Origin of the sequence: Acinetobacter rudis, from assembly GCF_000829675.1 — a bacterium.
GTDB lineage: Bacteria > Pseudomonadota > Gammaproteobacteria > Pseudomonadales > Moraxellaceae > Acinetobacter > Acinetobacter rudis.
Genome location: NZ_BBRX01000021.1, coordinates 71,065 through 92,688, shown reverse-complemented (window position 1 = coordinate 92,688; position 21,624 = coordinate 71,065). Strand labels below are relative to the sequence as shown.

At 37.7% G+C, this 21,624-nt stretch carries 19 protein-coding genes; all 19 read left to right on the top strand.

What is annotated here, in order from left to right:
* The first annotated feature begins 6 nt into the window (after positions 1-6).
* The 19 genes from pcaB (at position 7) to asnB (ending at position 21,619) form a co-directional block, all read left to right on the top strand.
* Positions 7-1,362 (top strand): 3-carboxy-cis,cis-muconate cycloisomerase, encoded by a 1,356-nt coding sequence (pcaB, locus tag Aru01_RS05370; RefSeq protein WP_016656214.1) that lies wholly within the window; start codon positions 7-9, stop codon positions 1,360-1,362.
* A complete protein-coding gene (pcaD, locus tag Aru01_RS05365; RefSeq protein ID WP_016656215.1) occupies positions 1,359-2,147 on the top strand; it encodes a 3-oxoadipate enol-lactonase in 789 nt (262 codons plus the stop codon). The genes pcaB and pcaD overlap by 4 nt, the downstream gene beginning before the upstream one ends.
* A 39-nt stretch (positions 2,148-2,186) precedes the next feature.
* Positions 2,187-3,542 (top strand): 4-hydroxybenzoate transporter PcaK, encoded by a 1,356-nt coding sequence (gene pcaK, locus Aru01_RS05360; RefSeq protein ID WP_016656216.1) that lies wholly within the window; start codon positions 2,187-2,189, stop codon positions 3,540-3,542.
* A 13-nt stretch (positions 3,543-3,555) separates the two neighbouring features.
* A complete protein-coding gene (gene pcaC / locus Aru01_RS05355; protein ID WP_016656217.1) occupies positions 3,556-3,957 on the top strand; it encodes a 4-carboxymuconolactone decarboxylase in 402 nt (133 codons plus the stop codon).
* A 20-nt stretch (positions 3,958-3,977) separates the two neighbouring features.
* The gene (pcaH, locus tag Aru01_RS05350; RefSeq protein WP_016656218.1) at positions 3,978-4,703 is read left to right on the top strand and encodes a protocatechuate 3,4-dioxygenase subunit beta; all 726 of its coding nucleotides are present in this window, start codon (positions 3,978-3,980) and stop codon (positions 4,701-4,703) included.
* Between the two features lie 16 nt (positions 4,704-4,719).
* Positions 4,720-5,349 carry a protocatechuate 3,4-dioxygenase subunit alpha gene (gene pcaG / locus Aru01_RS05345; protein WP_016656219.1) on the top strand — a complete coding sequence of 210 codons (630 nt, stop codon included), beginning with the start codon at positions 4,720-4,722 and terminating at the stop codon, positions 5,347-5,349.
* Between the two features lie 221 nt (positions 5,350-5,570).
* Entirely contained in the window at positions 5,571-6,341 is a 771-nt protein-coding gene (gene aroD / locus Aru01_RS05340; RefSeq protein WP_370736879.1) for a type I 3-dehydroquinate dehydratase, read from the top strand.
* A 30-nt stretch (positions 6,342-6,371) separates the two neighbouring features.
* A complete protein-coding gene (locus Aru01_RS05335) occupies positions 6,372-7,832 on the top strand; it encodes a right-handed parallel beta-helix repeat-containing protein (RefSeq protein ID WP_016656221.1) in 1,461 nt (486 codons plus the stop codon).
* A gap of 78 nt (positions 7,833-7,910) precedes the next feature.
* The gene (locus Aru01_RS05330) at positions 7,911-9,230 is read left to right on the top strand and encodes a carbohydrate porin (RefSeq protein WP_016656222.1); all 1,320 of its coding nucleotides are present in this window, start codon (positions 7,911-7,913) and stop codon (positions 9,228-9,230) included.
* Positions 9,231-9,787: 557 nt separating this feature from the next.
* Positions 9,788-10,567 (top strand): methionine ABC transporter ATP-binding protein, encoded by a 780-nt coding sequence (locus Aru01_RS05325; RefSeq protein ID WP_016656223.1) that lies wholly within the window; start codon positions 9,788-9,790, stop codon positions 10,565-10,567.
* Positions 10,560-11,225, top strand: a complete 666-nt coding sequence (locus Aru01_RS05320) for a methionine ABC transporter permease (protein WP_016656224.1) — start codon at positions 10,560-10,562, stop codon at positions 11,223-11,225. The genes Aru01_RS05325 and Aru01_RS05320 overlap by 8 nt, the downstream gene beginning before the upstream one ends.
* Before the next feature lie 15 nt (positions 11,226-11,240).
* Entirely contained in the window at positions 11,241-12,083 is an 843-nt protein-coding gene (locus Aru01_RS05315; protein ID WP_016656225.1) for a MetQ/NlpA family ABC transporter substrate-binding protein, read from the top strand.
* Between the two features lie 15 nt (positions 12,084-12,098).
* Positions 12,099-13,478 (top strand): LLM class flavin-dependent oxidoreductase, encoded by a 1,380-nt coding sequence (locus Aru01_RS05310; protein WP_016656226.1) that lies wholly within the window; start codon positions 12,099-12,101, stop codon positions 13,476-13,478.
* Positions 13,462-14,685 carry an acyl-CoA dehydrogenase family protein gene (locus Aru01_RS05305; RefSeq protein WP_016656227.1) on the top strand — a complete coding sequence of 408 codons (1,224 nt, stop codon included), beginning with the start codon at positions 13,462-13,464 and terminating at the stop codon, positions 14,683-14,685. Before Aru01_RS05310 ends, Aru01_RS05305 begins: the two co-directional genes overlap by 17 nt.
* Before the next feature lie 406 nt (positions 14,686-15,091).
* Positions 15,092-16,087 carry a 2,3-diaminopropionate biosynthesis protein SbnA gene (gene sbnA / locus Aru01_RS05300; RefSeq protein ID WP_016656228.1) on the top strand — a complete coding sequence of 332 codons (996 nt, stop codon included), beginning with the start codon at positions 15,092-15,094 and terminating at the stop codon, positions 16,085-16,087.
* Positions 16,077-17,114 (top strand): 2,3-diaminopropionate biosynthesis protein SbnB, encoded by a 1,038-nt coding sequence (gene sbnB, locus Aru01_RS05295; RefSeq protein ID WP_016656229.1) that lies wholly within the window; start codon positions 16,077-16,079, stop codon positions 17,112-17,114. The genes sbnA and sbnB overlap by 11 nt, the downstream gene beginning before the upstream one ends.
* Before the next feature lie 194 nt (positions 17,115-17,308).
* Positions 17,309-18,592, top strand: coding sequence for a dapdiamide A synthase (gene ddaF / locus Aru01_RS05290; protein WP_016656230.1), 1,284 nt, complete (start codon positions 17,309-17,311; stop codon positions 18,590-18,592).
* Position 18,593: 1 nt separating this feature from the next.
* The gene (gene ddaG / locus Aru01_RS05285) at positions 18,594-19,766 is read left to right on the top strand and encodes a fumarate--(S)-2,3-diaminopropanoate ligase (protein WP_016656231.1); all 1,173 of its coding nucleotides are present in this window, start codon (positions 18,594-18,596) and stop codon (positions 19,764-19,766) included.
* Positions 19,767-19,789: 23 nt separating this feature from the next.
* Complete coding sequence (gene asnB, locus Aru01_RS05280; protein ID WP_016656232.1) at positions 19,790-21,619, top strand: asparagine synthase (glutamine-hydrolyzing); 1,830 nt, start codon at positions 19,790-19,792, stop codon at positions 21,617-21,619.
* Positions 21,620-21,624 lie beyond the last annotated feature (5 nt).

The following is a 21,624-nucleotide window of genomic DNA, read 5'->3' as shown; positions in this document are numbered from 1 at the left end:
AGCACCATGAGTCAACTATATGCCAGTTTATTTTATCAACCACAGGTGACTGAAATTTTCAGTGATCGTGCGTTGGTGATGTACATGGTTGAAGCTGAAACTGCATTAGCCAAAGCACAAGCAGAAGTCGGCGTTATTCCGCAATCTGCTGCTACTGTGATCCAACAAGTTGCTCAAAATGTGCTTGATAAAATTGATTTTGATGCATTAGCCGTTGCGGCAGGTTTAGCAGGCAATATTGCAATTCCTTTTGTGAAACAACTCACTGCGATTGTAAAGGCACAAGATCCTGAGGCAGCCCGCTTTGTGCATTGGGGAGCAACAAGTCAGGATATCTTAGATACCGCATGTATTTTGCAATGTCGGGATGCTTTAGCACAAATTGAGACGCTACTTCAGCAGTGTTATCAAACCACTTTAATGCAAACCGAAATTTATCGGCATCAAGTCATGATCGGGCGAACCTGGCTACAACAGGCTTTACCGATAACGTTTGGACACAAATTGGCACGTTGGGCATCAGGATTTAAACGAGATTTAGATCGTCTGGAAACGATTAAATCACGTGTATTTACTGCACAATTGGGCGGTGCTGTAGGTTCATTGGCATCATTGCAGCAACATGGTTCAGCGGTTGTAGCTGCTTATTCCAAATGTTTAGGGTTATCACAGCCAAGCTGTACTTGGCATGGGGAGCGTGATCGACTTGTTGAACTCGCCAGTACTGTTGCACTGATCATGGGTTCACTTGGAAAAATGGCGCGTGACTGGTCATTGATGATGCAAACTGAGATTGGTGAAGTTTCAGAGCCAACAGCAAAAGGCCGTGGTGGTTCTTCAACAATGCCGCATAAACGTAATCCTGTAGCCGCAGCAGCGATATTAGCAGCTGCTAACCGTGTTCCTGTCTTAATGTCTAGTCTGTACCAAAGCATGGTGCAAGAGCATGAACGTAGTTTAGGAAGTTGGCACGCAGAATGGCTGGCTATCCCAGAGATCTTTCAGCTAACAGCTGGATCGTTAGCGCGGACATTGGACGTTTTAAAAGGGATGGAAGTTGATGTTGATCGCATGAAAAACAACCTAGAGTGCACATCTGGCTTAATTATGGCTGAAGCTGTGATGATGGCTTTAGCACCGAAAATGGGTCGTTTACAAGCTCATCATGTTGTAGAGGCAGCTTGTCAAACTGCGATTGAAAATCAAGTTCATCTTATGAGCGTTATTTCCGAGCTTGATGAAGTTAAGCAACATTTTACTCTGGATCAAATTCAACAATTTTTTAGCTCTGACTCGTACTTAGGCAACATTCAAGATCAAATCGATACAGTGTTGCAGGAAGCAACAGGAGAAATTCAATGAGTTTTACCGTTACCAATCGGCAAGGTAGACATTTATCTGTAAGCAAATACGGACCAGAGCATGCTCCAGTCATTGTACTCTCTAATTCATTGGGCACAGATCAACAAATGTGGCAGGCCCAAGTTGAGGTTTTGGCTCAAAATTATCAAGTGATCACTTATGACACACGTGGACATGGCCAAAGTGAGGTCATCGCTGCAAGTAGCTTAAAAAACCTCGCAGAAGATGTGATTGATATTTTAGATCAATTGCAGCTTAAACACGTTCATTTCTGTGGTATTTCCATGGGGGGAATAACTGCCCTGTATTTAGGCATACATCATGCAGAACGCTTTTTAAGTATTACGGTTGCTAACTCTGGTGCAAAAATATGGACTACCGAAGGTTGGAACTCACGTGCAGATGATGTAAGTGCAAATGGTCTAACGGATATCGTGGCTTCAACCCACACACGTTGGTTTAGTGATCATTTTGATTATCAAAATAGCGCAGTGGCACAGCGTACAATTCAAAGTTTGGCCACGACCTCAGCTGCGGGTTATGCAGAATCTTGCCGTGCTTTGGCACATGCCGATTTGCGTGAAGAGCTGCAACAAATTTCAATTCCTACGCTGATTATTGCAGGTCAAAACGATCCTGTAACGACAATTGCAGATGCCCAATTAATGCAGCAAAAAATTCCGCTCAGCGAACTTGTTGTACTTGATGCATCACATCTTTCAAATATTGAGCAAGCAGATAAATTTACCCAGGCATTAAGCCAGTTTATCGCATCAATTCAATAGCTTAAAGATTTAAATGGATTTAACGCCTAGGAGGTAGATATGGCATCTCAAGGTTCTTCTGCTCAAAATTTGAGTATAGATGCCCAAGCAATTATCAATGATGCACCCATTAGCCGATATCAATGGCTCATTGCAATTGTTTGTTTTCTAATTGTTTTTGTCGATGGAATCGACACTGCTGCGATGGGATTTATTGCACCAGCTTTAGCACAAGATTGGGGTATTGACCGATCTCAACTGGGTCCAGTCATGAGCGCTGCTCTTGGTGGCATGATCATTGGTGCTTTAGTTTCTGGCCCCACAGCTGACCGATTTGGCCGCAAAGTTGTGCTCACCATTTCAATGCTGATCTTTGGTGGCTTTACTTTAGCTTCAGCTTATGCAAATGACCTCAATACGTTGGTGATATTGCGCTTTATAACAGGAATTGGTTTAGGTGCAGCTATGCCTAATGCCACGACCTTGTTTTCTGAATATTGTCCAAAACGCTCACGTTCATTGCTTGTGACCTGTATGTTCTGTGGTTATAACTTAGGGATGGCCATCGGTGGTTTTATTAGTAGCTGGTTAATTCCCAACTTTGGTTGGCACAGTCTATTTCTTTTAGGTGGATGGGCACCATTACTGCTCACCATATTGGTCTTACTATTTTTGCCAGAATCTTACCGTTTTTTGATTGTTAAAGGCGGTCATCACGACAAAGTTAAAAAAATTATTGGACGTATTGCAGCCGATAAAATTCAAGGTGTGAATGAGTTTCATGTACCTGAAGAAAATATTGATGGTAATGAAAAGAAAGGTGTTTTTGGTATGTTGTTCTCCCAAAAATATGCCAAAGGAACAGTCTTACTCTGGCTGACCTACTTTATGGGCCTAGTCATGATTTACCTTCTGACCAGCTGGTTACCGACCCTGATGCGTGAGACAGGAGCCAGTATGGAACGCGCTGCATTTATTGGTGGCTTATTCCAATTTGGCGGTGTGGTCAGTGCCTTATTTATTGGCTGGGCGATGGATCGTTTTAATCCAAACAGAATTATTGCAGGTTTCTATCTGATTGCAGGGCTATTCGCTTTTGCCGTAGGTCAAAGCTTAGCAAGTCCTACATTATTGGCTATTTTAGTGCTTTGTGCAGGGGTGGCAATGAATGGTGCGCAATCTGCAATGCCAGCGCTAAGTGCACGTTTCTATCCCACTCAATGTCGTGCAACTGGTGTGGCTTGGATGTCAGGTATTGGTCGTTTTGGTGCAGTGTTTGGCGCTTGGATCGGTGCTGTATTGCTCGGAAATGATTGGTCGTTTAGCGCAATCCTCAGTTTACTTTTGATTCCAGCAACAGCAGCAGCTTTCGCAATTTTTATTAAATCATACGTTGCACATACCGATGCAACCTAATGGAGATTTGAACATGAATGATGATGAGCGTTATCAACAAGGCATTGCCGTTCGTACTGAAGTTTTAGGCGAAAAACATGTCAATCGTTCAATCGATAACTTAAATGACTTCAATGCTGATTTTCAAAACTTCATCAGTCGCTTTGCTTGGGGTGAAGTGTGGTCTAGACCAGGCATGCCACGTCATACACGTAGTTTAGTGACTATTGCTATTTTATTGTCATTAGGTCGTGAAGATGAATTAAGAATGCATCTACGTGCATGCTTCAATAATGGCGTGACCAAAGATGATTTAAAAGAATTACTTTTGCACTGCTCACTCTATGCAGGTTTACCAGCAGCAAATGCAGCAATGCATATCGCAGAAGAAGTATTTGCAGATCTGGGGATTAGCCCAGAAAAGCTCAACGGATAAGTAGAAAAAGGAAGAGGGTTATGTCAAAACTTATTTTGGGTGCATATGCACAACGCAATACAGATGATCATCCGCCAGCTTATACGCCAGGCTATAAAACGAGTGTATTACGCTCGCCTAAAAATGCATTGATTTCAATTGCAGAAACCTTAACTGAAGTCACTTCACCACGTTTTAGTGATGAACATTTTGGTCCCAAAGATAATGACTTAATTTTGAACTATGCCAAAGAGGGTTTACCAATTGGTGAGCGTATCGTGGTGCATGGTTATGTACGTGATCAGTTTGGTCGTCCAGTAAAAAATGCTTTATTAGAAGTCTGGCAAGCAAATGCCTCGGGCCGTTATCGTCATCCAAATGACCAATATATTGGTGCAATGGATCCTAACTTTGGGGGATGTGGTCGTATGATGACAGATGCCAATGGTTATTTTGTTTTTCGTACCATTAAACCCGGCCCTTATCCTTGGCGTAACCGTATTAATGAATGGCGTCCTGCGCACATTCATTTCTCACTACTTGCAGATGGTTGGGCACAGCGATTGATTTCACAGTTTTATTTTCAAGGTGACACATTGATTGATAGCTGTCCGATTATCAAAACGATTCCATCGGAAGAACAGCGCCGAGCACTTATTGCACAAGAAGATAAGAGTAATTTCCTTGAAGCAGATAGCCGTTGTTACCGTTTTGACATCACACTTCGTGGTCGCCGTGCAACGTATTTTGAAAATGAATTGACTTAATTTAGGGAAGAATAAAATGACACAGTGGAATTTTCAGGAATTACATGAAACTCCATCTCAAACTGGAGGCCCTTATGTTCACATTGGTTTATTACCTAAACAAGCCAATATAGAAGTATTTGAACAAAACTTTGGCAATCAACTTGTTCAAGAAAAAACACTCGGTGAGCGTATTCGTCTAGAAGGACGTGTATTTGATGGCTTAGGTCTGCCACTACGTGATGTTTTAATTGAAATATGGCAAGCAGATGCGAATGGTGTTTACCCAAGTGATGCAGATATTCAAGATCAATCTGCAGATCCTAACTTTTTAGGCTGGGGACGTACAGGCGCTGATTTTCAGACAGGTTTTTGGAGTTTTAATACCATTAAACCTGGCGCTGTTCCAGGACGTAAAGGAACAACTCAAGCTCCTCATATCGCACTGATTATATTCGCACGTGGTATCAATATGGGCTTGAATACTCGCGTTTATTTTGATGATGAACCACAAGCGAATGCTGATGACCCTGTGCTAAATACTATCGAATGGGCAACACGTCGCCAAACATTAATTGCAAAGCGTTTAGAGCGCGACGGTGAGGTTGTTTACCAATTTGACATTCATATTCAAGGTGATAACGAAACTGTATTTCTAGATATTTAACCACCATCAGATGCAAGCATTAGGATGAGCTATGAGATATTGGCTGATCCTAATGATTGGCTATTGTGTGATTGGAGAATCACACAACTAAAACTTGTTGGATAGCACTGAAATAGTAAGGAACTCCAATGTCAGTGATCAAAAAATCATTCATGCATATCTGTATGGGGACGCTCATTTTTACTGCGACGTCTCATATAAAAGCTGCGGAACCAACCAAGATGTATGCACCATCTTATGTAGTTAAAAATATTGATCTTACTGAAAAATCAGTCAAGACAATTGTACCAATTACAGCAAAAACTGCTGAGCAAGCGTTGGCTCAGGCGCAGGTCATTGCAAATAACCCCAATGCTGATTTGGCTGAGTTTCGTATTGACTTACTCGATTTTGCTAAAGATGCTAAGCAAGTCGTCACATTAGGACAAAAACTCAATCAAATACTTAAAGATAAGCCTTTGATTGCAACGATTCGCACCCACAACGAGGGCGGCAAACTTGTGGTTTCTGATTTGGAATATGCAGATCTATATCAACAATATTTAAAGCATCCTTTTATGCAATTAATCGATATAGAAATGTTTCGAGATCAAAAGCTAGTGGCTGAGTTAACACGACTTGCACATCAAAATAAGGTTTTGGTGATTATGTCCAATCATGATTTTTCAAAAACTCCAGAACAGGCAGAAATAGAGAAGCGCCTCTTGCAACAAGATCGAATGGGCGCAGATATCTTAAAAATTGCAGTAATGCCGCAGTCTAAAACCGATGTGATGACTTTAATGAATGCCACACTAAAAGTTAGTCAACAAACGCAAAAGCCTTTACTGACCATGTCTATGGGACAGCTCGGGACAATTTCACGTATTGCAACCTCCAATATTGGCGGAAATTTAAGCTTTGGCATGATTGGAGAGGCATCGGCACCAGGCCAGATAGATGTTTCTCAGCTCAAGCAGTTACTTAAATTAGTTCAACCTACAACACCATAATCTCCTTCAAGATTTAAAAGGAATTTGATAATGAAATCTTCAATTTTAAAGATGACGACACTGAGCATAGGTCTCGCACTGGTCAATTTTGCACATGCTCAAACATATATTGTTGATCGTTATCAAGATGATCACAATAAAGGTTCATTACGTTGGGCGATTGAACAATCTAATGCAAATAAAGCGCAAGAAAATGAAATTTTAATTCAAGCAGTTGGTAAAGCACCCTACATCATTAAGGTTGATCAACCCTTACCACCGATTAAATCTGCTTTAAAAATGGTGGGTACACAATGGGAAAAAACAGGAGAATTCATTGTCATTGATGGATCTAATTACATCAAAGGTGAAGGTGCGAAAGCATGCCCGGGAGCAAATCCAGAACAATATGGTACCAATGTACGTACAACAACATTACCTGGTTTAGTGCTGCAAGATGTTCATGGTGTGACATTAAAAGGTTTAGATATTCATCGTTTTTGTATTGGGGTACTGATTAACCGCTCAAGTAATAACTTAATTCAGCATAACCGAATAAGTAATAACTATGGCGGTTCAGGTGTCATGTTGACAGGTGATGATGGCCAAGGAAATTCGACATCAACCACAACCATCAATAATAAGGTGATTGACAATCTTTTTGTCGACAACGGTGATGGTTTAGAATTGACGCGTGGCGCAGCATTTAACCTAGTTGCCAATAATACTTTTACATCAACGCCAACCAATCCAGAGCCATCTCAAGGTATTGAAATTTTGTGGGGCAATGACAACGTTGTTGTGGGTAATAAATTTGAAAATTATTCGGATGGTTTACAGATTAACTGGGGTAAGCGTAATTATGTTGCTTACAACGAGTTAACCAATAACTCTATTGGACTAAGTATCACAGGTGATGCCAATATTTTTGACAGTAACCGTGTTCATGGCAACAGAGTGGGTATTGCAATTCGTTCTGAAAAAGATGCGAATGCTCGTACAACACTCAGCAAAAATTTAATTTGGAATAATGGACAAGAGATTAAGCGCTGTGAAGCTGGTGGTTCTTGTGTGGAAAACCAAAAAACAGGTGCAATTGTATTTGGAGTTCCTGCACTAGAACATGCAGATTTCGTTGGTTCACGAGGTGGTGGGGTCGTTATTGAAGAGAAGAATCTTCAAAAAACATGTACAGATCCTAAGCAACAAAATTGCAATGCATTGCCAAATCAATCCATTCAATCGCCAAAACTTAGCCTCAATAAAGGCGTAGTGATAGCGCAAATTCACGGCCAACCTAATCAACGTTATCAATTAGAGTTTTTTGCCAACTCGAAAGTAAATGCTCAAGAGGCTGAGCGCTATTTAGGTTCTGCTACGGTAAATACCAATCAACAAGGACAGGCACAACTGACATGGAAGAAAGTCGTTGGTCAAGCTTCTGTTACAGCCACGATCACAGATCACCTTGGTGCAACTTCTGAATTAAGTCCTGCACTGTACATCAAATAAAATTATTTGGATCGATAAGCTCCAGACAAGAGAACTCATGGAGTGTGAGTTTTCTTGTCTAAAAAAAGGAATTTTAAAATGGAAAAAATGTTTAAAATCAGTTTATTAGGTTTTATAGTGTGCGGTTCACAGTTGAGTCTGGCCAATGACTTTTGGTCAGATGATCGGCAGTGGTTACTTGGAGATTGGGGAGGAGAACGTACTCAACTTGAAAGCAATGGATATAAATTTATAGCAGCCATCACCAGCGAAGCAGCAACCAATCTAGACGGTGGATATAATAAGAATCATACCTTTGAAAATGCAGCTCAACTCGCCTTGGGCGTAAACTTTGATTTAAATAAAATTGCAGGATGGGAAAATACAACAGCAGCCCTCATGCTAACAAAACGCGATGGTAATGCACTCACCATGTCACGGATCAAAGATCCGCGCAGTAGTGCTTTAGGAAATAATCAGGAAATTTACGGTCGTGGTAAAATATGGCGTTTAACACAAGCGTGGATTAAAACGGAGTCAAATGACCATAAAGTGCAATTTAAAATTGGACGTATGGGAATGTCTGAAGATTTTAATGCTTCACACTGCGAGTTTCAGAACTTATTACTTTGTGGTGGGCAACTCGGTAAATCGATTGGATCTATTTGGTACAATTGGCCAGTAAGTGTTTGGGCTGCCAATGTTAAATATCAATTTTCTCCAGATTGGACAATATCTACAGGGGTTTATGAGGTCAATCCAGACAACGCCAAAGCCAAATCAGACAGTGATGGTTTTAACCTTGATATGAATAATGTTGAGGGCGCCATGATACCGGTTGAATTGACGTGGAAACCTAAACTTGAGTTTTTTAATGGCCTTGCTGGTGAATATAAGCTTGGTGCACTGTATTCAACTGCAGAAGCAAAGGATATAAAAAATGCAGGAGAAATCCATGAGGGTAAATATAGTTTTTGGCTCAATGCTCAGCAGAAACTCACACAAAAAGAAAATGACGCTAAACGTGGTTTATATGTCAGCGTAAATGCTGCTTTTAATGATAAAGCAACTACCACTGTAGAAAGTACGCAACAACTGGCCTTGTGGTACAAAGGTGCTTTTGATTCACGGCCAAATGACACGATTGGATTGGGTTTTGCAAATTATGTGGTTAATAAACGTGCTCGTGAGTATCAAACTGCGGTAAATGAAAGCCGTGGCTATGATCATTATCAAGCTTTTGCAACAGACTATATCCCCGTACAGCATGGCGAACTCAATGTAGAGCTCAACTATAGTTATCAATGGTCACCAGCTGTCATGTTAAGGCCTAATCTTCAATATGTTTATCAGCCTGCAGGAGTCAAAGAGGTTGATAACGCTTGGGTTGCAGGCTTAACAATGCGTGTAAATTTCTAAATTTATTAGAGCAGGAAATTCAGCGCATTTTCTGTGCTGAACTCCCTTTGGTTTTAAAGATGGGCTAGATGAATAATTTCACCTCACTTTTCCGCCGTACGCATTAATGCTGATGCCAGCTCTTGCACTCGTTGTTGATTAAGACGAAATGATGGCCCCGCAATACTGACTGTGCCAAATGGCTTTTACCCTTGCAGTGGCTTTGCTTTACAAAAGACATCACTCATTTTTAATAAATTTTCTGTAAAAACTTTTAATGTCTGCTCAATAATAGCTATTTACATATGATCTGACTAAATAGATTTTTAGCACTAGATAAATCTTATGCCTAGTTTACATATTTTTTTTGATTCTCTTAGAATAAATTTAACTTATAAATATTTGCATAACAGCACTGCATAAACTCAAAAATAAATATCAAAAATTAGTCTTATAGTTATCCTGAATAATTTTATATTTAAAATCTATATTCATATTTAAATAAAACAAATATTAAATATTTGATTATTTTATTGATCACTTTTCTTTATGATTTTCAAATAGTAGGGAGTGTTAATATGAGTAATATTGTAGTGAACATATCAAAAGTTGATAAAGAGTTCAAAACCAATGATGGTAAATTTAAAGCAGTTAATCAGGTTTCATTAGATATTAAAGAAAAAGATATCTATGGGATTATTGGTTTTAGTGGAGCAGGAAAGTCAACTTTATTAAGAATGATTAATTTATTGGAAGTACCCGATCAAGGTGATATCCAGGTATTTAATCAATCACTGCTAACACTTTCAAATAAAGATTTACTCAAGCAACGTAAAAATATTGGAATGATTTTTCAACATTTTAATTTACTTCAAAATAAAACAGCACTTGAGAATGTTGAACTGCCTCTAGAGTTTGCAGGTGTTGCACGTAAAGAGAGAAAGAAAATTGCATTAGAATGTCTAAAAATCGTTGATTTAGAAGATAAAATCAATGTGTATCCAGCAAAACTCAGTGGTGGGCAAAAACAACGCGTGGCTATTGCTCGTGCTATAGCATCTCAACCTAAAATCCTACTTTGTGATGAGCCTACTTCAGCAGTTGATCCACAAACCAAGCAATTAATTTTGAAATATCTGAAAAAAATTAATGAGCAATTAGGTATTACGATCATTATCGTTACTCATGAAATGCAATTGATTCATGATATTTGTAATCGTGTATCTGTAATGGAAAATGGTGAAATAGTTGAATCCTTTGATTTAAATGAAATACATCAGCAAGAGCCTAAGTCACTTATTTCTAAAATACTATTTAATGAAATAAAACATCAAAATAGTGAGAGAAAATATGCTTAGTTCAATTATCCCTATTTTACCAGAAATCAAAAAAGCATTATTTGAAACATTATATATGGTTTCAATTACAGTTTTTCTTGGTGTGCTGTTGGGTTTATTCGTTGGAACACTTCTTTATATTAGCCGTGAAGGTTCTTTTGCAGAAAATAAATGGGTCAATTCAATCTTAAACTCGGTAGTGAGCTTTATTCGGTCATTCCCATTTCTGATATTGGCAATCGCTGTTGTGCCGATTAGTCGTTTTATTGTCGGCTCTTCGATAGGAACCAGTGCCGCAATAGTGCCATTAACCATAAGCTGTGTACCTTATTTTGCTCGATTTGTTGAGTCGGCCTTGCTAGAGGTAAATCGAGGTGTAATCGAAGCTGCACAATCTATGGGGGCAACTCGATATCAAATCGTAACCAAGGTGCTATTTTCAGAAGCTCGTTCAAATATTGTAAATGCTATCACGATCGTAACCATTAGCTACTTTTCATACTCAACCATTGTGGGAATAGTCGGTGGAGGGGGGATCGGTGATTTTGCAATTCGCTACGGATTCTACCGTTTTGAAACTGAGATTCTTATTTTTACTGTAGCAATCATTATCGTGATCGTGCAGGCACTTCAAATTATTGGCAATTACTTTGTTCGTATTCTAGATAAACGTATTTAATCATTAGGGCATCATATGCATCATTTAAATAAATCTTTCGCTGTTATTTTTACACTCAGCACGACATTTGTACTCACTGCTTGCTCAAAAAGTGAAAATCAGACGAACTCGCCATCAAGCAATGTCCAAGTCAATGAGGTGGTTACGGTTGTAGCAACAGATACCAAACCTTATTCTAGTTTGCTGGAATATGCTAAAGAAGAGTTAAAAAAACAAAATGTAAAATTGGAGATTACTTACTTAACAGATCCGCTAAGCATTAATCGAGTCGTTGCTGAAAAACAATATGATTTAAATTATTACCAGCATGAAGCTTATCTTGACTCGGTTCGTATAAAAAATAATTGGGATCTTAAACCGATTGCTTATACCTTCAACACCATTTTCGGAGTGTATTCAGTTAAGTATAAATCCTTAACTGAACTGCCTAATGGTGCAACGGTGACCATTCCTGGTGATCCTGCGAATAATGCACGTGCGCTTGAACTTTTAGCGCAAGGACAGCTCATTAAACTCAAAGAACATGCAGCGGATCATCAAGTTAGTCAACGCGATATTATATCAAATCCACATCATTATAAATTTGTAGAAGTGGAACAGCCGATGTTACCTACAGCATATCGTGATTCAGATTTAACAGTCATTACTGGGGTTTATGCTGATCGCGCTGGATTGATTCCTAATCGAGATGCGCTGTTAAAAGATCAAGCTGCAAAAAAATGGGCTGCTGTTTTAGTCGCAAATTCTGACTCTGCAAAAAAACCTGCCGTTATCAAAGTCCAGCAATTCTTTGACTCACAACCTGCCTATGATTTTGTCACGAAAAATTATGCAGATTTCATCATCTGGAAAAAATAATCAAAGGAGAAAGGTGTGAAAAAACAAATACATTTTAATGCCTTTGAGATGAATACTGTGAATCACATGGCGCATGGTTTATGGACACATCCAGATGATCAACGTATTCACTATAAAACAGCAGAGTATTGGGTAAATTTGGCAAAGTTACTTGAGAAAGGTCTATTTGATGCAATTTTCCTTGCGGATATTGGTGGTGTCTACGAACCATATCAAGGTTCTTATGACGCTGCAATTAGACGAGGTATGCAAACGCCGATCAATGATCCCTTTATCAATGTCGGTTTAATGCTTGGTGTAACAAAGCATTTAGGTTTTGCTGTAAGTGCTTCGACAAGTTATGAAGATCCATTTAACTTGGCTCGTCGTTTTTCCACCATCGATCACTTATCAAATGGTCGTGTTGCTTGGAATGTAGTGACTTCCGCACTTGAGTCAGCGGCACTCAATCATGGACATGATGCAATCATTCCTCATGAAAAGCGCTATGAAATTGCCAACGAGTTTTTAGCCGTATGTTACAAACTTTGGGAGCATAGTTGGGAGGATGATGCTGTTTTGGCAGATAAGTCCAATTACCAATATGCTGACCCCAATAAAGTACATACCATCGATCATGCTGGCCAGTATTTCAAGGTTCGAGGTCCACATTCGAGCGAGCCATCCATTCAAAGAACTCCTGTGCTTTTTCAAGCAGGATCATCGACTACAGGGCAAAAGTTTGCAGCCAAACATGCAGAAGGTGTTTTTGTGGGCGGACAAGAACCTGAACAAATCAAAAAAACAGTACAAAAAATCAGACAGTTTGCTATCGAAAATGGACGTTTTGCTTCGGATATTAAAACTTTTGGGTCACTGACAATCGTCGTTGCCCAAACTGATCTTGAAGCGTCTCAAAAGTTAGATGAATTAAATCGTTATTTTTTGCCTGAAGCATCGTTTATTCAATTCTCTGGAAGTACAGGAATTGATCTTGGTTCATTAGCGAATAAGGACCTATTTGGGCAAAGGCATTCGGAGGGCAACCAATCTACAGCGCAATTTTATAATCACAAAACAGACTATACCGTTGCTGATGTAAAAGATGAATTATCAAAGTTTGGTGCGCGTTCTATTTTAATCGTTGGTACTCCTGAAGAAATTGCAGACCAGATTGAAGAGTTAATCGAATACACCGATCTCGATGGATTTAATATTTATCAAGCGATCACCCCAGCTACTTTAAAAGACGTGGTTGAGTTGGTCATACCAGAACTGCAAAAAAGGGGCCGTTACCGTACAGCATATAGCGATACTTCATTTAGAGATCGCTTATTTAATCATGGAAATAGAATTTCTCCACGACATATCTCACATCATCATCAAATCGAGGTTGAAAATGACAGTTCTAATTGATCCAAGTCGAAATACTATAAGCCGTAAATACAGCTATATTCAAAGTGAAGAATTTCTTAATTTTTTGGACTTTTTAAAGAAAGATACTCAAGAACGTCAGGCACTGGGCGGAGCTGCACCTTTTAATGCTGTAGCTCAAGTTAAGGCTTTAAAACTTGGTGCATTACGCTTACCAGTCGAGTTTGGTGGAAAGGGCTTAAGTATTGAGGAACTCTTTAAAGTTCTAATTGAAATTGCCCAATATGATAATGATCTACCACAAATATTACGCTCACATTATCAGTTTGTTGAAGAAGTATTACGTTCAACAGATCACAAGTTCCAAAACTTTTGGATTACAGAGTTTGCTAAAGGTGCCATCGTCGGCAATGCATATACAGAGCCAGTAAATAAAACTGTAGTCGGTAGTGGCGAATATCAAACAAAATTAATAAGTGTAGGCGAACACTACACCGTGTCTGGTACGAAAATATTTTCTACAGGAACCTTATATGCAGATTATGTTTCTACTAGAGTTAATAACGAACAAGGAGAAGCTCTTTCAGTCATTATTCCTACCAATAGAGAAGGAGTTCAACGTCTAGATGATTGGGATGGTATTGGTCAAAAATTTACAGCCAGCGGCACAACATTATTTGAAAATGTAAAAGTGTTTGAGTCTGAAATTAATCCAATATCTCCTGAACAAGTCAAATTTAAGCCATTTACTCAATTATTTTTACACGCAATTATTGCTGGAATAGTTAAGGCAATATCACGTGAAGCAACTGAGTTGGTTCAAAACCGAAAACGTACTTTTATTTATGCAGTGAATCCTAATCCTCGACAAGATCCGTTATTACTTGAAACCGTAGGGGAGATTGCGGCAAATGCTTATATCATTGAAAATGCTGTACTCAATGCAGCACATGCGCAAGATATTGCGTTTAAATCAACAGTCAATGGAGTGTCAGATTATCATCTCAGTCATCAGGCTGCACTTGAAGCCTCTTTAGTAAAAATTGCAATAGAGCCTTTAGCCTTGGCAGCAGCAACTAAACTCTTTGATGTAACTGGCGCATCTTCGACACGTTTAAAATACGACCTAGATCGTCATTGGCGTAACATCCGGACTTTAAGTTCTCACAATCCTGCAAGTTTCAAAGCTTACGCAATCGGAAATTTATTGGTTAACGAACAAGACCTTCCCAATAACGTCTATTTTTAAACTTTTTAGATACTGAAAATCAGAAATCATCTCATCTACCTAGTTATCTAAGTAGGTGGGTGCTCAGCTGACAACATAACTTATATTATTTGATTGAAAACACTTAAGAATAATAAAGTTTTTAAGTGTTAATAATTTTCAAAAAATAAAAGAAAAATTTATATTTTCAGCCTGTTTAATGCTGTATTTAATCGCGTAATATTTCAATATCATACTGATTATTTTTGCAATTTTATGAGTATAAAATTGATATCTATTTTTCATGAGTAATTATATTCTTCATAATGTAAATTTTTTATAAAAATAAAGTAATAATCCATTAATAAGAATATAAAGTGTTAAGTGGCTTCTAATAAAAAATTAATTCAATTATTGAAATCTAATTGCATATTATGAGGTAATAAAAATGCTATATAATTCAATAGATAAAATAATCAATGACAATGTATTTATTAAGTTTCATAAATTTTGTGAACACATAGATGTCTTTTTGAAAATAGAAGGCATGAATACAGGTGGTTCGATAAAAATGAAAACTGCAGCAGCATTAATACAAGATGCTATTGATAATAAAGGATTGAATCAATCCAAACGGTTTATAGAGTCAAGTTCAGGGAATCTCGGAGTTGCTTTAAGTGTTATCGCCGCGGCAAAAAGATTTCATTTTATTTGTGTGGTCGATAAGAACACCTCTCGACAAAATATTAAAATGATGCGTGCATTAGGTACTCAAATCGTAATTATAGAGCAGAAAGATGATCAAGGAGGTTACCTCGCTAATCGATTAGCTTACATCAAAGAGGCTACCAGTAATGACCCTGACTTAGTTTGGTTGAATCAATATCAAAATAGATCAAACCCTAATATTCATGCAAAAATGACAGCCAAATCTATTTTAAATGAGTTTAAAAAAGTTGATTACCTCTTTATAGGCGCAGGCACTACAGGTACTTTGGTTGGCTGTGCACAGTATTTTCATCAGCACTCTCCAGAAACCAAGTTAATAGCTGTTGATTCAATCGGTTCAATTACTTTTGGTACACCAAGCCAAGCACGTTATTTACCAGGCTTAGGCTCTAGCATTCAGCCCTACTTTTTCCAAAAACACCTAGTGAATAGGATGATTCAAGTACCAGAAACAGAAACTATCATGATGTGTCGTGAAATTGCTCTTCGCTTTGGTTATGTTGGCGGTGCATCTACTGGGACAGTACTCGCTGCAGTGAAATATATGCAGAAAGATATCTTAAAAAAACAAGACGCGACTATAGTTGTTATTTCACCCGATCTCGGTACTGGATATTTAGATACAGTATATAACGATGAATGGTGTGATCAGACCTATGGTTCGAATTGGAAAACAATAAATAAAGAGATAAAGGACATAGGTTATGCAGGATAAACAGTTTTCTTTTGAAATAATTTCTGGCGATTATATAAATGATGTTATTTCCACTTCTCGTAGAGCGATTATTAAACTTATAAGTCAAACTTACCTTACTCATCATTTAGGTAAAACAGAAAATCCTGATAGTTATTTTTTACATTTTAAGAATAAACCAGAAGCAAGAATTATTGCATTACCAGCAGCTATAGATGATCCTGAAATTCATGTTTGTGTTTCTGGTATTAAGTGGATCGCTAGCTATCCATTGAATATAGATAAAAATTTACAACGTGCATCTGCAGTAATTATATTGAATGATTATAAGACTGGATATCCTTTTGTCTGTTTGGAAGCATCTCAAATTAGCGCAGCAAGAACTGCCGCATCTGCCGTACTGGCTGCTCAATATTTAAGTACAAAAGGAAAAAAATCAAAGAGTCTATCCATTATCGGCAGTGGGATCATTGCTCGCACGATTTTGACTTTTTTTATCGATGATGGTTGGTGCTTTGATGAAATATTAATTTATGATCTTTCTGAAGAGCATCGTATCAATTTTTTCAAAAGTTTAAACCTGAAAAAAACTTGCTCAGTTCGTGTCGTCTCTAATTTAGAGGAATCATTGTCAGCGGATATTGTCCTTTTTTCAACGACTGCCACTTCTCCATATGTAACGGGTGATTTTAGATTTGCACCGCAACAACTCATACTGAATATATCCTTACGTGATTTATCTCCTGAAATTATTCTAAACAGTAATAATGTTTTAGATGATATTGAACATTGTATGAAAGCAAATACATCTGCGCATTTAGCAGAACAAAAATACGCTCACCGTGATTTTATAAATGGCACCTTGTCACAAGTTATAAATAATGAAATAACTCTAGATAAAAGAAAAGCGACCATTTTTTCACCCTTTGGTTTGGGCGTCCTTGACCTGAGTCTAGCCATGTTTATTTATCATTGTAATAAAGAGTCTTCTGGCCGGTATATAATCCCTAATTTTTTTAAAAATCCAGAGCGCTGGAGTTTTAAATAACAATATATCAAGCAGTTGCTTAAGTAAAAAATAATCAATTCATTGGTGTTTTCAAATTTTTTCTTAAAAGATCGGTTAAATAAGATTATTTAGTCATATGGATTAGAATGAGCGTTTAAAAACTTATTCAGCATATTTCTAACAATGGCTAAATCCCATCATAGTGACAATAAGTTTCAGTAAGGAGCTGTATGATGTCGATTATAAATAATAAAGAAATTATCGTACTTGTTGATGCTTGGTCAGGAGGTAAAAATTTAATTCCAGCATTTCAGTCTCTAGGATATTACTGCTTGCATATCCAGTCATTATTTTTAGCAGAAATATTCTATGCAGATAATCAGTTGGCAATTTCTCGAAGTGATAAGCATATTATTTTTGATGGTAATCTAGAAAAACTTGTAAATAATTTAAAAGATTTCAACATTAAAGCTGTATTAGCAGGAAGTGAGAGCGGAGTTGCACTTGCAGATTACCTTAATCATGTACTGAATCTTCCTTTTAGCAATCAGTTTAAACTTTCAGAAGCCAGACGTAATAAATTTTTGATGCAAGAACGACTTGGTGATTGCGGTGTGGCCTCAATAAAACAACAATTGATTTCACGTAAGGATAGATTACGGCATTGGTTAACTAAACATGGTCAATGGCCAGTTGTATTAAAACCAGTGCAAAGTGCTGGCACAGACCATGTTTTTATTTGCCATAACATCACACAATGTTTTGAGGCATTTGATTCTATTTTATTGAGTAAAGATATTTTCGGTCAGCCCAATCAAGCAGTATTATCCCAAGCATTTCTGCTGGGTGAAGAATTTGTGGTTAACGGGGTTGCCTGTGAAGGGAAATATTTTTTTACCGAGTTATGGCAATCAACAAAACAATATCGTAAAGACGTCCCTATCTATGAAACGCAGTACCTTTTGCATGAGGAAAGTGCCAAGTTCAGTAGTTTAACGGTATACACGACACAAGTATGTCAGGCACTCGGTATAGAGAATGGGGCATTTCATGCAGAAGTCATGATGACCATAGATGGACCTGTGTTAATTGAGATTGGCGCTCGAGTCGCAGGTGGTGCAGACCCTTATGTGATTGAAGAGTGCTTAGGACATTCTCAGATTGGTAAATTATTGCAAGCGGTTTTACAGCCAAAATTATTCCATCATGACATGCTATTTCGCCGTGACTTAAGTAGTCGTCAGTGCGCAGCCTATGTTTACTTAATTTCCCCATTTAAAGGTCAATTACGTCGCTCACCAGAAGCGTTTTTTATTTCTATCGAGGGGGTAATTAGTGTTAATTACCACTATAAAGCAGGAGATATTCAACAAGAAACTAAAGATCTGATCAGCTCACCAGGTTTGGTGATTGTTATCAGAGCTAATATCTATTTATTAAATAAAACAATTGCAGAAATTCGTAAATTAGAAAAAGAGTTTTTCCAAAAAAATCTAGTCGCTTACCAAGGGGAATAACATGAATCTAGAACTATTGATAAATCAATATAGTATCGATTTTCCTTGGTATTTAAAATTACTTAGAAATAAGAAAATAGATTACTCTCGTATAGAATCATTGCCATTGATGACAGAAAAAATATTAACTCAGCATTATTACCATGCAAATATAAATTTTTCTTCTTACCATCGTTATTTTACCTCTGGCACTACAACTGGAAAGCCTAAGAGCATTCTATATTCTGAAAAAGATCAGCATCATTATCTACAACAAAGATTAGCTGTTATTGGTCATTTCTGTGGTGGCATGAATACTCGCGCATGCGCTGATTTAGGTACAGGGCATGCAGCTGCTACTGCTGGTCAAATCTTTGAAATGATGGGCTGCAATGTTGAATTAATAAACTTTACTCAACCAATTGACCAACACATTAATGTGCTAAACAGCTTCCAACCCGAAATATTTTTTACTATGCCAATGATTCTCGATAGGCTCATTGCGACTGGAAAACTTAATTTCCAACCGAAGAAAATTATCACACTAGGTGATGTCGCTAGTCAGGTTTGGCAAAGAAAAATAGCAGATTTTTTTAATATTGACCAAACACAAATACTTGATCTTTATGGCAGCATTGAAATCGGTTCTATTGCTCATTTTAATCATTTATATGGGCATTATCAGTTCGATCCATATATTTTACCAGAAGTAGTACCAGTACAAAGTATTTACCCTGATTCAAACTATCAAGGGAGGGGAGGTATTTTATTACTCACTTCTTTTGCTCGTGAATACTTTCCAGCGGTTCGATTTGTCAGCAATGATTTAATTGAGGGATTTTCATATAAAAAACTCAAGGATCGTACAATTTATACGTTTCAACGTTGTCTCGGAAGGTTTTCCAATGAGTTCAAGCATGGAGAGCGAATTCATCTGAGTGATATTAATGATGTTATGGCTAAAAATTTACCGTATCACAACTTTGACCTTGATGACCAAAGTGGAAGATTAGCCATTCGTATTGCAACAAAATCAATCATTCCGATGTCAATAATTAAAAATATTAAGCATGACTTGTTAGCTAAAAACCCAGATGTTGCTCAAATGATCTCTTCTGGGCTTGTCCAAAACATTCTTATTCAGTGTGTGGATGAAAAGGAAATAAATATAAATATCAGTAAACGTCGTTATTGATGTGCTATGAATGAGGAAAATTTATGTGTGGTATTGCAGGAGTTATTAATTTTAATCGTCAACCAGTATCACCTTACACATTGTCTTTAATGTTAGATGCACTAAAGCATCGAGGACCTGATCAACAAGGGGTTTACTGTAAAGATCATATTAGTATAGGAATGCGACGTTTAAAAATTATTGCTTTGGTGAATGGACAACAACCTTGTTACAGCAACGATGGTCGCTATATTTTAGTATTTAATGGTGAAATCTATAATTACCGAGCTTTACGCTCTGAACTTATATCAAAAGGATTTCAATTTAAAACAGAGTCTGATGCTGAGGTGATCGTTAATTTATATCAGCTCTATGGTAAAAACTTTTATCAAAGGCTTGATGGAATGTTTGCTTTGGCTATTTATGACAATAAAGAAGATATCGTCCTATTAGCACGGGATCCTGCAGGTAAAAAGCCACTGTTCTATTCATTTCGCAATGGAATCTTAAGTTTTTCATCAGAGCTAACCTCATTACTCAAAGATTGTAGTATCCAGCGCAGTATTGATCTCGTCGCATTAGATTATTATATGTGTTTTCGAGTCGTTCCAAGCGATCGTTGTATTTTTAACAACATTCATAAAGTACCAGCAGGATGTAGCGTCAGTTTTAAGCGCGGAAATGAAAGTCTATATCAACATTGGCAAGTTAACTATCAATCAAGGGAAGATAACAAGACACTGACACAATGGGTAAATGAAATAGATGAATATTTGAATCAAGCTGTTGCAAAACGTCTTATGGCTGAAGTACCTATTGGCACGATGCTTAGCGGAGGATTAGATTCAAGTCTAATAACAGCTATAGCCTTGAGGCAAAGAAAACAACATCAATTAAAAACTTTCGCGGTTGGTTTTCATGAAACGAGTTTTAACGAGTTGGATTATTCAAAACGCTTAGCTCAAGATCTGGGTACTGAGCACTATGATTATATAATTACAGCACCAAAGGCACTTGAGGCTGCACATGACCTAATTTGCCATTTTGGTGAACCATTTGCATTTCCATCTTCTATAGCAAGCCATTTTATGTATCAATTGGCCTCTAAACATGTCAAGGTCGTATTAGGCGGAGATGGTGCCGATGAACTTTTTGGTGGCTATGCGCGTTACGAGCTGGTGAATACTTTTCCTCATTTACCAGTTCAATATAATCTGCCACGCAAAGTAGGTGTTATAGATCGAAATTGGAAACAAGATGAATTCCCAACATTCTATCAAACATTATTAACAGATGGCGTGAGCAGGGCGTTGCGCCAAGAACTGTATAGCAAAAAATTAAAGCAACAATTATTGCAAAAGAGCAACGAATTAGGCTTAGAGAGCTATAAATATGAGCTTGAAGCGCATAAAGATCAGCTTTCATCTGCGATGGAATATGACTTCAATCATTGGATGCAAGAAGCACAAATGGTTAAAGTCGATATCGCCTCCATGGCAAACTCCCTAGAGGTTCGCATCCCATTTTTAGATAAAGAGGTTATTGCATTTGGGAGTAACTTACCCGCTCACTTAAAACTTAATAAAGATAAAGAAAAATACCTATTGTACTGCCTCGCAAAACGTTACCTCCCGGACTATATAATTAATCGTAAAAAACAAGAGTTGGCAGTACCTATAGAACAGTGGATGGTATCGTTAATGAAACATACAATTATTGATACTTTGACCAGTGAACAATCATTATCAAGAGGATATTTTAACCCTGATAAAATGAGGGCTTTTATAAAGCAATTTAAGCATAGCCATAGTTATGCCATATGGACGCTATATATGCTCGAAAAGTGGCATCAACAATTTATTGATACTTGGTGAAATTG

What these genes read in the sequence shown, in the direction of transcription:
- sbnB (WP_016656229.1), top strand. Translation starts at nt 16,077, where the DNA reads ATGCAGGATAAACAGTTTTCTTTTGAAATAATTTCTGGCGATTATATA.
- aroD (WP_370736879.1), top strand. Translation starts at nt 5,571, where the DNA reads ATGTATGCACCATCTTATGTAGTTAAAAATATTGATCTTACTGAAAAA.
- asnB (WP_016656232.1), top strand. Translation starts at nt 19,790, where the DNA reads ATGTGTGGTATTGCAGGAGTTATTAATTTTAATCGTCAACCAGTATCA.
- pcaK (WP_016656216.1), top strand. Translation starts at nt 2,187, where the DNA reads ATGGCATCTCAAGGTTCTTCTGCTCAAAATTTGAGTATAGATGCCCAA.
- pcaC (WP_016656217.1), top strand. Translation starts at nt 3,556, where the DNA reads ATGAATGATGATGAGCGTTATCAACAAGGCATTGCCGTTCGTACTGAA.
- Aru01_RS05305 (WP_016656227.1), top strand. Translation starts at nt 13,462, where the DNA reads ATGACAGTTCTAATTGATCCAAGTCGAAATACTATAAGCCGTAAATAC.
- Aru01_RS05315 (WP_016656225.1), top strand. Translation starts at nt 11,241, where the DNA reads ATGCATCATTTAAATAAATCTTTCGCTGTTATTTTTACACTCAGCACG.
- pcaG (WP_016656219.1), top strand. Translation starts at nt 4,720, where the DNA reads ATGACACAGTGGAATTTTCAGGAATTACATGAAACTCCATCTCAAACT.
- pcaH (WP_016656218.1), top strand. Translation starts at nt 3,978, where the DNA reads ATGTCAAAACTTATTTTGGGTGCATATGCACAACGCAATACAGATGAT.
- Aru01_RS05335 (WP_016656221.1), top strand. Translation starts at nt 6,372, where the DNA reads ATGAAATCTTCAATTTTAAAGATGACGACACTGAGCATAGGTCTCGCA.
- Aru01_RS05325 (WP_016656223.1), top strand. Translation starts at nt 9,788, where the DNA reads ATGAGTAATATTGTAGTGAACATATCAAAAGTTGATAAAGAGTTCAAA.
- sbnA (WP_016656228.1), top strand. Translation starts at nt 15,092, where the DNA reads ATGCTATATAATTCAATAGATAAAATAATCAATGACAATGTATTTATT.
- ddaG (WP_016656231.1), top strand. Translation starts at nt 18,594, where the DNA reads ATGAATCTAGAACTATTGATAAATCAATATAGTATCGATTTTCCTTGG.
- ddaF (WP_016656230.1), top strand. Translation starts at nt 17,309, where the DNA reads ATGTCGATTATAAATAATAAAGAAATTATCGTACTTGTTGATGCTTGG.
- pcaB (WP_016656214.1), top strand. Translation starts at nt 7, where the DNA reads ATGAGTCAACTATATGCCAGTTTATTTTATCAACCACAGGTGACTGAA.
- Aru01_RS05320 (WP_016656224.1), top strand. Translation starts at nt 10,560, where the DNA reads ATGCTTAGTTCAATTATCCCTATTTTACCAGAAATCAAAAAAGCATTA.
- pcaD (WP_016656215.1), top strand. Translation starts at nt 1,359, where the DNA reads ATGAGTTTTACCGTTACCAATCGGCAAGGTAGACATTTATCTGTAAGC.
- Aru01_RS05330 (WP_016656222.1), top strand. Translation starts at nt 7,911, where the DNA reads ATGGAAAAAATGTTTAAAATCAGTTTATTAGGTTTTATAGTGTGCGGT.